We start from the raw sequence: 15,034 nt of genomic DNA, 5'->3' as shown, positions 1-15,034 counted from the left end.
GCCTGGATCTATACACGAACCGCTCCCCGTGGTCGCGGTACACACGAGCCTCTTCTCACGATCCGGCGTGAGTTCGCGCAGGTCACCGCGCCCTGGCCAGCTTCAGCTCCTTGTTCTTCAGGGTGACCTGCGCGAGCAGAACCGGGCCGTAGTACAGCTCCCAGACGTCATCGGCGCTCGGAATCAGCCCCACGGGCTCGCCGGCGAGCAGTGAGGAGACGGTGGTCTGCGCGCCCCCGAACAGCATCCGTCCTTGGTCGTCAAGGCGTCGAATGGCCATCGTGTCCGGGTACTCCGGCGACGAGGGCTTGCTCGGCATCGAGCGGCGCGAGGGCGTGTAGCGCGAAGCCGGCGTCCTCTGGCCGAGCGCCTCGTGCGGACGCTGATCATTGTACTCGTGCCGAAACCGATCGAAGACGCGCTGCTGCGCTGCCAAGTTGGCTTCTGGCGGCGATGTCGCCTCCGCCTTCAACGTCTTGTGCATTCGCTCGTGGCGGCCGTTCTGCTGCGGCTTACCGGGCTCGATCCGCTCGGGATGAATGCCGAGCTTGATCCAGCTGACCGAGAGCGCCGAGAGCCCACCGATGCCAATCGTGGCGAACGGCGGCCCGTTATCGGAGCGGATGCGGTGCGGCAGCCCGAACTCGCGGAACGCGCGCTCGAAGTGCGGCCGCACCGAGGCCTCGTCCGGCTTCGCCACGCCCTCGCACTTGAGCAGGTACCGCGACGCCTGGTCCGTCAACGTCAGCGGGTGGCAGCGCGTCCTGTCGCCGAGCGCGAAGTGCCCTTTGAAATCGGCGCACCACGTGTCATTCGGCTGCTCGGCTGGAGCCAGCGGCGACGGCATCGCGGTCGTCGGCGTCACTACGCGGCGCCGACGGGGCCGGATCAGCCCGTGCTTCTTGAGCAACTCGCCGATGGTGCTCGTTGCTGGCAGCCCCTCGACGCCCAGGCTCTCCAGCCGCGCACGCAGCTTCTTCGGCCCCCACGTGGGGCGCTCCTTCCGCAGCGCGATCAGCGCGTCGATGAGCGCCGCTGGCGTCGCATGCGGGAACGAGCGCGCCACGGGCCGCCGCTCCTCCAGCCCGCTCGGTCCGGCCTGCTCGTAGCGCTCCACCCACTTGTACCCCGTCTTCCGGCTGATGCCGAACCGCCGGCACAGCTCCGCGAACGTCTCGTCCGACTCGTTGACCTGCGCGATGAATCGAAGCCTCTCGTCCACTGAACATGTCTCTTTCCAGGGCACCGGCGCTCCTCCGTCGCCGGTCCTCTACGACATGTGTCACCTAAGCTCCCGGTCCGTCCGGGTGCTACCCAGGCTCCCGGTCTGAACCGTTACCCAGGCCACCGGTCCGTACCAAGAACACACAACGATGGCGCAGGCGGGCGGCCGCGCGGTTATGGAGCGTCATCCCCCGCCTCGGCCTGGGCGGGCGCGGGCCGACGACAGGCCCGCGAGAGCGCCCCCCTCTCCCTCATCGGGGTTCACCAAGCGCGTTCAGGGCACCAAGCCCGCCCCCCCCGGCAAGTCACCAACGTGGTCGTGGTCGTGAACGTGGTCGTGGTCGTGAACGTGGTCGTGGTCGTGGTCGTGAACGTGGTCGTGGTCGTCAACGGCTCGGTCGTGAACGTAGACGTCCCCAATCGTCGCCTAAGGCTTTCGCGGAACGTTCACGTCCACGATCGTGTCGTCGACGACCACGACCACGACCACGACCACGTTCACGTTCACGTTCACGTTGGTAACCGCCGGGGGCGCTGACGCGGCGCTACCTATCGACAGGACGATCGCTCAGACCCCAGCGCCCTCCCGCAGAACGATCGTCACATGGGATAGCCCGGTCCCGCCGAGGAGCATCGCCTTCACGAGGAACTCCACCATCGTGTCGAGGCACTCGGCAGGGGCGAATCCCGCCCTCCCCGCCCCGAGCAGCGGCAGCGCCATGCTCCGGAGCTTCATCGTGTCCGCGTGATAAAAGCACCCTTCCAGGAGCCGCAGGATGAGGTCGCGCGTCGGCCTGTAGGTCGCCACGTGATCCCAGTCGAGCGTGATCGCGTGAAACACGAACCGCGCGTTCAACCTGCCAGCGGAGCTGACCACCACCCCGCCGTGACGCACGGGAACGTACTTGCGCGTCTCCATGTGGCACACGCCGCCGCTCGCGTGGTTCAGGGCGAGCGCCACGCCGCCCGACATCGTGAGCTGCCCGTCGTCCGCGCTCACGAGCGCGTCGGCCGACACGCCTGCGATGTTCGCGCGCACGATCGAGAGCGTCCTGTCGCCGTGGAACTGGAAGGCCGTGACCGGCCCCGCAGGGCCGCCCGACAGGAGGGCGGGCCGGAAGCGCTTGTACTGCTCCATGTACACGCGGAGCGTCAGGTCGTGCGGGTCCCCCCAGCGGGTGCTCTGGGCGCCCACGAGAGCCGTGTCGATCTCCTCGAAGGACTGGAAGCGGTCCTTCGGGTCCTTGGCCAGGCAGCGCTCCAGGACGGCCTGCACGTCCTCGTCGAGCTCGGGACGGAGCGCCCGCGGCCGGGCCGGGATGTCCTGCCGGTGCGCGAGCAGGAGCGGCAGGAGCTCCTGCTCCTCGAACGGCCGCTGCCCCGTGGCCGCGTGGTAGAACGACGCGCCATAGCTGTAGATGTCCGCGCGCGTGTCGCTCTCCTGCGGGCTCCACGCCTGCTCGGGCGCCATGTAGAACGGCGTCCCCAGCACCGTCCCCATCGCGGTGAGGGGCTGCTCCCGGAGCGCGGACGGCCCCGTCGTGGCGGTCAGGCGCGCGAGGCCGAAGTCGGCGACCTTCAGCTCCCCTGACGGCGCGATCAGCATGTTCGACGGCTTCAGGTCGCGGTGCATCACGCCGAGCTCCGTCGCAGCGGCCATCCCCCGCGCCGCGTGGAGCATGTAACGCCGCAGATCGTCGAGCGGCAGCGGGCCGCCCTGGAGCCGCGCGGCCAGCGACGGGCCGCCCACGTATTCCATCACCATGAACGGCGATCGGCTCGACAGGAAGCCGAAGTCGTAGCAGCTCACCACGTGCGGCGACTTGATGAGCGCCGAGATGCGCGCCTCGCGCAGCATCCGCTCCCCGGCGTTCGGCTCCGTGTGCCCGGTGAGCACCTTGATCGCCACGACCCGAGCGAGCGCGAGGTGGCGCGCGCGGAAGACGGCGCCCATCGAGCCCACGCCGAGCAACCCCTCCACGCTGTACCGGCCCGCGAGCTCCTTGCCCAGCGTTGACGCGTCGATCATGAGCGGACGATGACTCCCACTGCCTTCGATGTTCGGAACCCCGCGCGCCGCGGTCAAGGGGCACGGCGCGCCGCGCCCTTCCCCGGCGGGGCGCGGCCGTCGATCCGCCGCCCCCCGGCCTGGGCTCGCCCCGACGCGCGAGGCGGCGTGGCCACGGCCGCGCGCGGCAACCGGGCAGCGGTCGAGCTCAGGCCTTCATGAGGAGCCGGGGGAGGAAGAACCATGGATAGACGAGAAGGAACAGGTTGGGCGCCCACCAGGAGAGATTGTAGTCGCCCACGATGGCCCAGAACGAGATCGCCATCAGGCCGGACGAGGTCGTGAAGACGAGCGACACGGTCGCGAGCCGCTCCCAGGCCGCGATCCCCTTGCGTCGCAGCGAGAGCGCGCCGACCCCCGTCACCGACACGGCGAGATCGATCGGCAGGAACGACCAGTTCCAGGCGACCATCAGCGGGTTGTCGTAGTCGTTGAACAGGTGCTCGGCCGGGATGACGTGCAGCACCGTGATCAACCAGTACAGGATGAATCCACCATCGACGGCGATAAACAGGTACGGGAGCGCGCGCATTCTCGCGGTGGGAGTACCAGGCTTGCTGGAGCGCGTCGCGCGCCGCGCACCGGGCCGACCGGGAGCAATGTCCTGACGCGGAGTTCCTCGTGGACGCGGCGCGCCAGCGCGCGGCGCCTCGCGCTTGCGCTCAGACGGCGTGCGCCGTGAGAGCGCCGCCCTGCGCGCGCTGGCGCGGCGCCTCGCGCAGCCTCGCGATCTCGGCCTCGACGCGGGCTCTGAGCCGCGGATCTTCGGCGAGGCGCCTGGCCCAGAGCCGCTTGATGCGCACCCACACGGTGCGTCGGATCGCGCGCTCGCCGAGCGCCGCCGCGCCGCCGCTGCGCTCGGTCGCGACGATCAGCCGGGCATAATCGGCCGCATGCAGCGGGCCACAGACGGCTTCCCACGCGCCGACATAGGCCGCGTCGAACCTGTCGCGGAGCGCCCGCTCACGGCTCCTGGCCTCTTCCGTCATCGAGTCCCGCCACCGCCGCTCGGCCTCCGCCCAGCGCGCCTCCGAGAGGCCGTGCGCCTTGAGCACGTCGGCGCGGGGGACCGGCTTCTCGGCGAGCTCCGCCGTGATGATCGCGCACCGCTCGAGGCTCACCTCTTCGCCGTCTCCGAGCGGCGGGAGCGGCCCGGAGGGCGATTCGTCCTCGCGCCGGAGGACGTGAAAGAAGCGGGACGCGGCGGGTCGCTCGGGCTCGCGCACGAGGACGCCCGAAGCGGGGGCGGCGTAGGACGAAGACGCGACGGGCGGCGGCAACACCTCGACGGGCGGCGGCAACACCTCGACGGGCGGCGGCAACACCTCGGCGGACGGCGGCGGAGCATCCTCCAGCGCGAGGGTCGCGAGCCCCATGGACGGGCCGGGCGCGGGTGAAGCGAGCGCGCCAGACCATGGCGCGCCGACGATCGGCGCCCTGAGCCTGAGATCGAGGCGCGGCGCCGACCTCGGGTCGAAGAAGAACGGGATCGCGGGCCGCTCGCCAACGCGCACCTCCTCCTCGCTCGACAGGGCGAGCGTCGCGCTCGCGACGGCATCGATCAGCGGTCGCGCCGGCTCGGGCCGGCTCTGCCTCGCCAATCCCGGCGCGGCCGTAAACGGCAGCGCCGGCGCGCGCATCACCGTTTCGCCGTGCTCGTCGGTGAGCGTCGCGCTCGCGACGGCATCGATCAGCGGTCGCGCCGGCTCGGGCCGGCTCTGCCTCGCCGATCCCGGCGCGGCCGCGAACGGAAGCGCCGCCGCGCGCACCGCCGCCTCGCCCTGTTCGTCGGTGAGCGCGACCGTCTGCAGCGGCGACGGGCGCTGGATCAGGTCGATGATCTCGACCTCGTCGTCCGAGAGGTGGATGGTGCGCCCCGGATCCCCGTCCCGAAGGCGCGCCGGGCCAGGCGCGCCGGGCGTGTCCTCGATGTGCACGGTCCCTTGCGGGCCGATCGGGAGCGCCCCCGGAGCCGCGCTCGCGGCGCCCGAGGCCCGCCCGGGGCGCAGGTCGGGCCACGCGAGCTCCTCGCCGTCGACCGCGACGCCGGCGGCGATCCGCACGGCCGCGAGGGCGTCGTCGTGGACAGGGACGATCTGACGCCACACGACCGTGCAGCGCTGCTCGGCGCCGTCGATCCGGAGCGTGTCCGCGTTGAGCTCGATGACGTCGCCCCCTGCCGCAGGAGGCGCGCCGAGCCCGTGGATCCGCGCCATGCCGCGCGCCCGGGGCAGGCGCATCTCCAGCCGGCGAGCGGCCGGGTGCAAATTCTCGAGCACGATCCACTCGTCGCCGCGCAGATAGTCGATCCGCTGGTCCGGGGGCGCCGCCTGGAAGTACGACCAGTCGAAGCCAGCGGGGATCTCCGCGTTCGGACCCTCGAGCGTCTCGCGCCGGGTCTTGCCGAGCAGCCGCTTTCGCACGGGCCAGGCGCGCGCGATCGGGCCGAGCCCCGCGGGCCGCGCGGGGTCCTGCGGGTCGAGGACGCGGGCCTCGCCGTCGCTCGCGTCGATGCCGAAGGGGTTCTCCAACCCGTTCGCGCCGCGCGCTGCCTTCTCGTACACGAGGGGCATCCGCTGGAACGGCTTCTTGTCGCGGACGAGGAGGCGTTTGTCGAGCGCGCAGCCGCTCGCGCCGAAGACCGCGAGCCGCACCGGCAAGGACTCGACATGCGCCCCGTCAGGGGCGTGCGCGTCGCCCGTGAAGAGCACGTCCGCGCGGCCGAGGTAGGGCGCGAGATCGCCGGTGAACCGCACGCTCCGCGCGGGGTTCTTGCCGTGATGCACCTCGGCGCGGAGGATCTCCTGCGGCTCCGTCCGCCACATGGCCGCGCCGGGCGTGAACGCGAAGCTCGCCTTGACGATGATCGTGATGTAGCGCTGGCCCTGCGTGCGCCACGAGACGGCGGCGGCCTCCGCGCCCGGGAGCGACGCCACGGCGTCGGGGGGCAGCGCGCTCACGACCGCGTCCTTTTGTAGAAACACCTCGCCATCGCTCGCATCGCGTCACGCATCGCTCTGCGACAAGTGAACCCGCTCAAGGTGACCATCGCGTTGCAATCGCGTGATCCGCGTGTGGAGCCGGCGCGGCGGCGAGGGCGTGGGCGGGCGTTGGCAGACGTGGACCGGCGCCGCCGCTCACCCGCCGCACGGGTTCGCCCGGCACGCCCGGACGAAGCCGATCTCGCTCTGCCCCGCCGCGATCTGTTCGATCCACCAGCCGAGCCCCGGGTGAGCGGCCCGGATGAGCGCCGCCGTCTCCGCGAAGCGCGCCGTGTCCCCCCGCGCGGCGTAGATCTCGGCGCGGAGCGCCTGGGCCTCCGGCTCGTAGACGCCGCGGAGCACGTCGAGGATGGCCGGGTCCACGTCGCCGAGCGGCTGCGGCCCGTACAACAGATAACGCAAGATGCTGTCGAAGCGGAGCGGATCGCCCGGCTCCACGCGGCCCGTGACCGCCGCGCCGCTGTCCGGCGGGAGGCTCGTCCAGCGGCCCCAGGAGCCCGCGCGGGCGGCCTCGGGCGCGAGGCGCCCGAGCTCGCGCTGCTCCTCGGGGCTCGGCGCCGCGAGCTCGACCGGCACCGGCGCGCTCTCCGCCCGGTTCGGCGGCCCGACGTAGACGATCGCCAGCGTGTACTGCCCGGGATCGAGCCCCGCCGGGAGGTACGACGAGACGTCGATGAGCATGCGCCTGCACTCGCCCGGGCACAGGCGGAACACCGGCGTGCCGTGCTCAGGGAGCACGACCGGCGAGGGCTCGGTCCTCACGACCTCCTCGCCGGTGCCCGCCCGCGCGAGGCGGACGCCGATGGCGCCGGCGTTGCCCGCCCAGCTCGGGCGCGGTAGCCGCAGGATGCAGGCGCCAGGGCGGTCGGCGCACAGCGTGATGGCCACGTGCAGGGGGAAGCCGAGCACATAGCGGCGATCGTGATCGAGCGAGCGGAGCACCAGCCCAGGCGGGCCGGCCGGGTCCCCGGCGCTCCGCGCGTGTTCATCGGACATGACAGCCCCTCATCTCCATCGAAGCCCCCTGTTGTTCTCGAGGCGCACGCGCCGGGTCTCCTTCACGTGGCGCCCGCACAGGTCGTTGCCGACCCGCCCGTCGGTCCCAGGGATGAGCTGCTGGTCGGCGTCCACCATCCAGTGGGACCGATAGTTCATGCAGCACGTCGTCCGGCGCGGCTGCCGGTAATCGAAGTAGCCGCACTTGTGCGGCATCCCGAAGGCGTGCGTGAGCTCGTGGACGATGGTGTGGAGCGTGCCTTGCTCGTAGCCGCGCCGGGGCTGCGCCGCCTCGGGGTCCCACCACGCCCTGTGGTGGGTGAAGAGGATGGTCCTGCCGGCGAAGTACCTCGCCGGCCCGACGTCGATCGTGGGGCTCATGCCGGCGACGTAGGGGGCCCCTGAGCCCCGCACGTCGGCCTCGGCGCTCGCGGGGATGCCGTAGCCCGGGGGCTCCCACGCCCCGTCCCTGCGGCGGGCCCGCGGGAAGAAGAAGAGGCGCCTCTCGTACGCGTGCGCCAGGGACCCGTCGCCCGCCGTGAACTGGCTCTGGATGTCGTGCGGCGCGAGCCAGAGGCGGGTCCGCGGCGGGTCGTCGAGGACGGCCGCGCTCGCGACCGAGAAGCTGATCTGCCAGCTTTCCCAGCGAAACGTGATGTAGCTCGCGTCCGGGTGGGTGCCAGGGATCTCCACGTACTCGCTGCGCCGCTCGCCCTCGCCGCCGTCGAGGATCGCGACGCTCCCGGAGAACAGCACCTCGCCCCGGACCTCGGGCACCGGGTGCGGCTCGAGCGCGGCGATCAGGCAGAACCAGCCAGGCTCCCCGGCGTGCTCGAAGTGCTCGCTCACGAAGCGCGCGGCCATGTCGCCGAGCGTCTCCGCGTCGGGCGCCAGGCGCTGCAGGTCCTGGATGACGCGCGCCTCGGCGAAATCGAGCTGGGTGAAGACCGGCTCGAAGTGCTCCGGCGCCAGCTCCACGGGCAGCGGGGGCGCGCTCTCCATCCGGATGTACTCGACGTCGATCCGGCGCCAGAGCGTCATGATCCCGGTCTCGTCGCCGGCCGCCTCGGCGACGCCAGCGGCGTCGAGCGCGGCGCTCACGATCAGGTTGTCTCCTGCGACATCGGTCATGTGGCGCCGGACCTTGCTCCTCCTCCCGACGATCGCCGTGCTCGCGCTGGTCTCCGTCACGTCGGACAGCGCGTAGCCCTCCACCTCTTCCCAGCCAGGCGCCCTGTCCTGCGTTCCCTCGTTGTCGTCCTCGACCGGCCCCACATAGCCCCCCGCGGCGTCGTAATCGTTCTCGTCGAGGGTGGGACCCCAGTCCGGGTGCACCTCCGACCGCTCATTCGAGGGATCGTCGGGATCGCGCGCGCTCCAGCGAATCCGGGCTCCTTCTGGCAGCTCGCCCTCGGAGCTCGTCACCTCGACGGTGATCTCGACGAGCTGCGTATTCTTTGCCCACTGCCCATCGAGATCTCGATTGATGTAGACGCGTCCCCGGTTATCGACGCTCTTGTAACCGGGCTTGTATCCAGCCGCCCGCGTCGTCCCCGGCGGCGCCGTGCTGTCGGGAAAGCCCGGCAGATACAGGCCCTTGATGTCGACAATACGGACCGCGATCATCGAGGCGAAGCATTGCAAATGCCGCGCTCAGCTCGGCCGCCTCCGGGCCTCTCATCCCCCGCGGCGCCTGCCCTCCGCTTGTCGCTTTCTCCCGGCGCGCGTTCGTGCGTAGACTCCGCGCCCTCATGAGCTTCGAGCCAGTTGCAGGTTTTCGCTTCGGCGCCGTCAGCGCCGGGATCCGGAAAGACGGGCGCATCGATGTCGCGCTCGCGGTGGCCGATCAGCCGGCGGTCGTGGCCGGCATGTTCACGCGGAATCTGGTGCGCGCGGCGCCCGTGGACATCGCCATGCAGCGCGTCCGGTCGGGGCGCGCTCGCGCCGTCGTCGCCAACAGCGGGTGTGCGAACGCCTGCACGGGCGAGGCAGGGTGGAAGGCGACGCTCGATACGACGCGCGCCGTCGCGGAGTCCATCGGCGCCTCGGAGGACGAGGTGCTCCCCGCCTCGACCGGCGTGATCGGCGCCGTCCTGCCCGCGCACCGGATCATCGAGCGTGTCCCCGAGCTGTCGGCGCGCCTGTCGCCGAAGGGCTACCTCGACTTCGCCCAGGCGATCTGCACGACGGACCGCTGGCCGAAGCTCGCGCAGCGCAAGCTCGGCGCCGGCGCGACGCTGCTCGGCATCGGCAAGGGCGCCGGGATGATCCACCCCGACGTGGGCCCGCCCCACGCGACGATGCTCGTCTTCCTGTTCACCGACGCCGTGCTCGACGCCGGCGAGGCGAGCGAGGCCCTGGCGGCCTCGTGCGACGTGACGTTCAACGCGTGCAGCGTCGACGGGGACACCAGCACCAACGACACGGTGCTCCTCTTGTCCTCCGGCGCGTCCCAGCGCCGCGCCTCGCGCGACGAGCTCTCGGCGGGCCTCACCGAGGTCTGCGGCGAGCTCGCGCGCTCGATGGTGGCCGACGGCGAGGGCAGCACGCACGTCGCCGAGATCCGCGTCCGCGGGCTCGCGACGCGCGACGGCGCGCGCGCCGTCGCGCGCACGGTGGCCACGTCGATGCTCGTGAAGACAGCGCTGTTCGGCAAGGACGCGAACTGGGGGCGGCTGCTCGCCGCCGCGGGCCGCGCCGGCGTCCCGTTCGACCCGCGCGAGACCCAGATCCTCGTCGGCGGGATCCCGATCGTGCGGAACGGCGCGCCGGTCGGGGCGGAAGCCGAGCTCAAGGCCAACGAGGTGCTCGCGCGCGACACCTACGTCATCGAGCTCGTGCTCGGCAGCGGCCCCGGCGACTTCGCGTACCTCACGAGCGATCTCGGACACGGCTACGTCGACGTGAACGCGGGGTACCGCTCCTGATCCTCGCGGGGTGACCGGCCGGGTCGCTCGCAGGAGCGCCCCCGCGCCTTCGCCCTGACCGGAAGCGCCTGCTGCGGCATTCCACATCACTCCCGGGCCTCGATCGCCGGCCGTCCCCCGCCTCGCCGCCGCGTGACCCCGCGGATCAGTGAACCTCGCGCGACGAGCGCAGGTGAACGCAGGTTCACAAGCGGGTTCACAAAACGAGCGCCTCGTCGGGCTTCCCGGCGCTCCTCTCCTGCCGCCCCGTGGCACGCTGCGTGTTAGCGCGCGTCATGGTAGTCGTGCGGGAAGGCCGCGCCGGTGCCGGCCGCCGCTGGAGGACTTCGATGCTTCTTCATTCCCCCCTTGCGAAGATCCTGGGTCGAGGCGCGCTGTTCCTGATGATCGCCGCGACCGCGACGGGCTGCGGCGGCTGTGGCGACGCGTCGCTCCAGTGCGACCCCGATGGCGACAACTGTTTCCTCTGCGACGGCTACGGGTGTCGCCCCGTGGAGCCGGACATCGACACCAGCAGCGGCGGTCGGGGCGGCGCGGGTCCTGCAGACCCGGGTCAGGGCGGCGCGGGCCAGGGGGGCGCGGGCGGCGCGGGCGGCGCGGAGACCGACTGCGACGCGGAGCTCACGACGTGTCCCTGCGAGGGCGACGGCGCGTGCGAGGACGGCACGCGGTGCGTCGACGGGCTCTGCATCGCGGCGTGCGAGTTCAGCTACGAGTGCGGCGACGGCAGGGTGTGCGTGAACGGCGAGTGCGCCGATGGCTGCTCCAACGCCGCGCCCTGCGCGGAGCCCGGCACGCGCTGCGACCGCGGGGTCTGCGTCCCCGACCCCGCGAACCCCGCGTGCAGCGACGCGGCCCCGTGCGAGGGCGGCGCGGTCTGCGTCGACGGCGCCTGCACCACCGGCTGCGCGACGCACGCGGACTGCGCGCCCGGCGAGGTGTGCAACGCGGCCACCGGCGCGTGCATGGATGACCCCTCTCCTCAGCCCGGCTGCGCCGCCAAGGCCTGCGCGGCGCAGGGCCAGGAGTGCATGGATGACGGCTACTGCCACTACCCGTGCGAGAACACGCGGGCCTGCCAGCTCATCGACAGCCGCTTCGTCGGCTGCGACGACGGGTTCTGCAAGACGCGGGAGGAGGTCGCGCCGGAGTGCTCGCTCGACGAGCCTTGCCCCGACGGCGAGAGCTGCATCTCGGGCAAGTGCCTCTGATCCGCCGCACACCTTGACCGTCCGTCACGCGGCAGGTAATCGGCTCCAATGGTCGCCCGCTCTCCTGTTCATTGGTCCGCGCATCGGTCCGCGCCGCTCCTCGCCCGGATCGCCCGCGCCGCCGCCGTGTCGCTCGCCCTCGCCGCGCCGAGCGTCGCCGCCGCCGAGACCCGGATCGCCGTCGTCGACGTGCAGCACGCCGTCATGCAGACGGAGGACGGCATCCGGGCGCAGGCCACGCTGAAGAAGCTCTTCGACCGGCGGCAGCAGGAGCTCGACGCGAAGCAGACCGAGCTCCAGCGGGCGCGCGAGGACATCGAGAAGCAGTCGCGCGTGCTCTCGCGCGAGTCGCTCCAGAAGCGGATGGAGGACTGGCAGCGCCAGATGGTCGAGCTCCAGACCGTGTTCGTCGACTACAACAAGGAGCTCCAGAAGAAGCAGGGCGAGCTCACCGGGCCCATCCTCAAGAAGATGATGCTCATCGTCGGCAGGATCGCGAAGAAGTCGAGCTACGAGATCATCTTCGACAAGCAAGCGGCCCCGTACGTCCGCGCCGATCTCGACCTGACGGAGCAGGTCATCCAGCTCTACAACACCGGCGGCGGCGAGGACGACGCCGGCGGCGACAAGGCAGAGAAGAAGGACGACGCGAAGTAGCGCGCCGCCCGCGCGCTCCACACCGCGGAAAGGAGCCGGCCTTGCCTGACCGAACCCAAGCGCCCGTCACGCTCGACATCCATCAGATCCTGTCGATCCTGCCGCACCGTTACCCCCTCGTGATGGTCGACCGGGTGACGGAGATCACCGCCAACAAGTGCATCCGCGGCTACAAGTGCGTCGCTTACAACGAGCCCTGGTTCCAGGGGCACTTCCCCCAGCGGCCGATCATGCCCGGGGTGCTGATCCTCGAGTCGCTCACGCAGCTCGGCGGCATCCTCGCCTACGCGTCGGATCCGTTCGACGCGACGTCGAACCTCATGTTCTTCCTTGGCATCGACAAGGCGAAGTTCCGCCACACCGTGACGCCCGGCGACCGGCTCGATCTCTACGCCGAGGTGCTGCACCACCGCTCGAACGTCTGGAAGCTGCGCGGCGAGGCGAGCGTCGACGGGACGCTCTGCGCCGAGGGAGAGATGCTCGCTTCCATCGTCGATCGCGAGCCCTGACCGAAGAGGGAGATCTCGTCATGAGGCCCAGTCCATCGCCGTCGTTCGCCCGTGTCCTCGCGGCCCTCTGCGCCTCGCTCGCCCTCTCGCTCGCGGGCGGCTGCGGCGGCGCCGCGCCCCTCGCGCCCCCGGCGCCCGAGACGGGCGGCGGCCTGATCGGCTCGGCGGCGCCCGAGCTCGCTGCCGAGGTCGTGAGCGGCGAGGGGCCCTCCACGCTCAAGGACGCGCGCGGCAAGGTGGTGATCGTCGATTTCTGGGCGACCTACTGCCGCCCCTGCAGGAAGTCGTTCCCCAAGTACCAGGCGCTCCTCGACCGCTTCGGCGGCAATCTCGCCGTGCTCGCCGTGTCCCTCGATGCGCCCGAGGACGTCTCGACGGAGCAGCTCACGGCGTTCGCGGACGAGGCGGGGGTGAGGTTCAAGATCCTCTGGGACAAGGACCAGAGCGCGGAGAAGGCGTACAAGCCGCGGAGGATGCCGACCGCGTTCGTCGTCGATCGGGGCGGCGTCGTGCGCCATATCCACGCGGGCTACGAGGACGGCGAGGAGGACAAGATCTCCCGGGAGATCGAGGCGCTCCTCGGCCCGGCGGCCGCTCCGCCGCCCGCCGACGGCGGCCGCCAATCCCCTTGAGGCTCCCGAGGAGGCGACGCCCGTCTTGACGACCCCCACCCTGATCCGGCGCGTCTCGGTCGAGGCGCTCGACATCCCGCTGCACGAGCCGTTCGGCATCGCGGGCGGCGCGCAGGAGCGCGCGGCGAACCTCCTCGTCACCGTGGAGCTCGCCGACGGGACGCTCGGCTTCGGCGAGGCGGCGCCGCTGCCCGCCTTCAACGGCGAGACGCAGGACGGGTCGCGCGCCGCCGCCCTCTCCCTGCGCGAGGCCGTGGTGGGCTCGGACGCGCGCGCGTGGCGCGCCGTCGCGCGCGCGCTCCACACGGCGGCCGGGGGCGGCGCGGGCGCGGCGCGCTGCGCGATCGAGACCGCGATCCTCGACGCGCTGACGAAGCGCGCCGGCATGCCGCTCTGGGCCTTCTTCGGCGGCTCCGGGACGGCGCTCACGACCGACATCACCATCACCACCGGCTCGCCGGAGCGCGCGGAGGAGGCCGCGCGGCGCGCCTCGGGCATGGGCTTCCGCACGCTCAAGGTGAAGGTCGGCGGCCGCCTCGCCGCGTCGGACCCGGCGCGCATCGAGGCGATCCGCGCGGCCGCGCCCGGGGCGTCGCTGATCCTCGACGGCAACGGCGGGCTCACGGCGGGCGAGGCGCTCGCGCTCGTCGCGCACGCGCGCCGGCTCGGCGCGGACGTCGCGTTGCTGGAGCAGCCGGTGCCTCGGGACGACTGGGACGGCATGAAGGAGGTCACGCGGCGCGCCGGCGTCGACGTGGCCGCCGACGAGAGCGCCGCCTCCGCGGAGGACGTCCTCCGCGTCGCGGCCGAGCGCGCGGCGACCGTGGTCAACATCAAGCTGATGAAGGGCGGCATCGCCGAGGCGCTCGACATCGCGGCGGTCGCCCGCGCCGCGGGGCTCGGGCTCATGATCGGCGGGATGGTCGAGTCGGTGCTCGCGATGACGGCGTCGGCGTGCCTCGCCGCCGGCCTCGGCGGGTTCTCGTTCGTCGATCTCGACACGCCCATGTTCCTCGCCGAGAACCCGTTCGACGGCGGCTTCGTCCAGCGAGGCCCGGCGCTCTCCCTCGAGGGGATCCGCGCCGGCCACGGCGTCACCCCGGAGCGCCGCGATCCAGGGGCGGGCTAGCGATCGCGTCGCCGACGGCGCCGATCCATGCCGGCACGCCCAGCTGATCGAACGGGCCTCGCAGGTCGTCGGGCAGCGGCGCGGCGACGCGCAGCGGCGCGCCCGTCTCGGGGTGGGCGACGGCGAGCTCGGCCGCGTGGAGCGCGAGGCGGTGCAGCGCATAGCGCTCGCGGAACAGGCGGTTGTGCTCGCCCTTGCCGTAGTTCACGTCGCCGATGATCGGGTGGCTGATGTGCTTGAGGTGCCTCCGCACCTGGTGCAGCCGGCCCGTGCGCGGGCGCGCCTCGACGACGGCGTAGCGCTCGAGCGCGTGGAGGCGCTCGAAGTCGGTGACGGCCGGGACGCGCGGGCCCCCCTCGCGCCGCGGGATCGGGTGATCGATGCACCCGCGCTCGGGGGGAACGCCGCGGACGAGCGCCAGGTAGCGCTTCCGCGCGAGGCCCTGCTCGAACTGCGCGCCGAGCAGCGCCGCGGCGGCGGGGTCGAGCGCGACCAGCAGCACGCCGCTCGTGGCCCGGTCGAGGCGGTGGACCGGGTAGACCTTCCGGCCCAGCGCGCGCTCGGCGAGGTCGACGAACACGACCGGCGCGCTGCCCCAGCCGCGGTGCACGAGCAGCCCGGACGGCTTCGCGAAGGCCGCGACGCGATCGTCCAGGTGGAGCAGGGAGAGCTGCATCGC

Annotated in this window: 14 protein-coding genes; 7 read left to right on the top strand and 7 right to left on the bottom strand. The window is 72.1% G+C overall.

The genetic code is table 11. The annotated features are described in order from the left end of the window. Nucleotides 1-82: 82 nt before the first annotated feature. Complete coding sequence (locus POL72_RS25015; RefSeq protein WP_373372240.1) at nt 83-1,246, bottom strand: IS481 family transposase; 1,164 nt, start codon at nt 1,244-1,246, stop codon at nt 83-85. Between the two features lie 303 nt (nt 1,247-1,549). On the opposite strand from POL72_RS25015, the gene POL72_RS25010 reads away from it, so the two are divergent. Further along, nucleotides 1,550-1,762 (top strand): hypothetical protein, encoded by a 213-nt coding sequence (locus POL72_RS25010; RefSeq protein ID WP_272098075.1) that lies wholly within the window; start codon nt 1,550-1,552, stop codon nt 1,760-1,762. A gap of 30 nt (nt 1,763-1,792) precedes the next feature. Here POL72_RS25010 and POL72_RS25005 read toward each other — a convergent pair whose 3' ends face one another. The 5 genes from POL72_RS25005 to POL72_RS24985 all read right to left on the bottom strand — a co-directional run bounded on the left by POL72_RS25005 (nt 1,793) and on the right by POL72_RS24985 (nt 8,916). Further along, nucleotides 1,793-3,253, bottom strand: a complete 1,461-nt coding sequence (locus POL72_RS25005) for a serine/threonine-protein kinase (protein ID WP_272098074.1) — start codon at nt 3,251-3,253, stop codon at nt 1,793-1,795. Between the two features lie 187 nt (nt 3,254-3,440). After that, entirely contained in the window at nt 3,441-3,824 is a 384-nt protein-coding gene (locus tag POL72_RS25000; RefSeq protein WP_272098073.1) for a DUF5360 family protein, read from the bottom strand. A 130-nt stretch (nt 3,825-3,954) separates the two neighbouring features. Further along, entirely contained in the window at nt 3,955-6,252 is a 2,298-nt protein-coding gene (locus tag POL72_RS24995) for a DUF2169 family type VI secretion system accessory protein (RefSeq protein ID WP_272098072.1), read from the bottom strand. A 177-nt stretch (nt 6,253-6,429) separates the two neighbouring features. Beyond that, nucleotides 6,430-7,290 (bottom strand): hypothetical protein, encoded by an 861-nt coding sequence (locus POL72_RS24990; RefSeq protein ID WP_272098071.1) that lies wholly within the window; start codon nt 7,288-7,290, stop codon nt 6,430-6,432. A gap of 9 nt (nt 7,291-7,299) precedes the next feature. After that, nucleotides 7,300-8,916 (bottom strand): hypothetical protein, encoded by a 1,617-nt coding sequence (locus tag POL72_RS24985; RefSeq protein ID WP_272098070.1) that lies wholly within the window; start codon nt 8,914-8,916, stop codon nt 7,300-7,302. A 125-nt stretch (nt 8,917-9,041) separates the two neighbouring features. Between POL72_RS24985 and argJ the strand changes: the two genes are divergently transcribed. The 6 genes from argJ (at nt 9,042) to POL72_RS24955 (ending at nt 14,355) form a co-directional block, all read left to right on the top strand. Beyond that, nucleotides 9,042-10,217 carry a bifunctional glutamate N-acetyltransferase/amino-acid acetyltransferase ArgJ gene (argJ, locus tag POL72_RS24980; protein ID WP_272098069.1) on the top strand — a complete coding sequence of 392 codons (1,176 nt, stop codon included), beginning with the start codon at nt 9,042-9,044 and terminating at the stop codon, nt 10,215-10,217. A gap of 329 nt (nt 10,218-10,546) precedes the next feature. Further along, nucleotides 10,547-11,428 carry a hypothetical protein gene (locus POL72_RS24975; RefSeq protein WP_272098068.1) on the top strand — a complete coding sequence of 294 codons (882 nt, stop codon included), beginning with the start codon at nt 10,547-10,549 and terminating at the stop codon, nt 11,426-11,428. 48 nt (nt 11,429-11,476) lie between these two features. Further along, entirely contained in the window at nt 11,477-12,085 is a 609-nt protein-coding gene (locus tag POL72_RS24970; protein WP_272098067.1) for an OmpH/Skp family outer membrane protein, read from the top strand. 41 nt (nt 12,086-12,126) lie between these two features. After that, nucleotides 12,127-12,594 (top strand): 3-hydroxyacyl-ACP dehydratase FabZ, encoded by a 468-nt coding sequence (gene fabZ / locus POL72_RS24965; protein ID WP_272098066.1) that lies wholly within the window; start codon nt 12,127-12,129, stop codon nt 12,592-12,594. Nucleotides 12,595-12,614: 20 nt separating this feature from the next. Further along, a complete protein-coding gene (locus tag POL72_RS24960; protein WP_272098065.1) occupies nt 12,615-13,226 on the top strand; it encodes a TlpA family protein disulfide reductase in 612 nt (203 codons plus the stop codon). Nucleotides 13,227-13,251: 25 nt separating this feature from the next. Then, entirely contained in the window at nt 13,252-14,355 is a 1,104-nt protein-coding gene (locus tag POL72_RS24955) for a dipeptide epimerase (RefSeq protein ID WP_272098064.1), read from the top strand. Here the strand turns inward: POL72_RS24955 and POL72_RS24950 are convergent. Next, on the bottom strand, nt 14,321-15,031 hold the full coding sequence (locus POL72_RS24950; RefSeq protein WP_272098063.1) for a pseudouridine synthase: 711 nt from the start codon (nt 15,029-15,031) through the stop codon (nt 14,321-14,323). The two genes, POL72_RS24955 and POL72_RS24950, sit on opposite strands and share 35 nt — an antisense overlap. Between the last annotated feature and the right edge of the window lie 3 nt (nt 15,032-15,034).

The organism is Sorangium aterium (assembly GCF_028368935.1).
Lineage (GTDB): Bacteria > Myxococcota_A > Polyangia > Polyangiales > Polyangiaceae > Sorangium > Sorangium atrum.
Note: the sequence above shows the minus strand (reverse complement) of the source record. Positions and strands in the feature narration are given on the sequence as shown.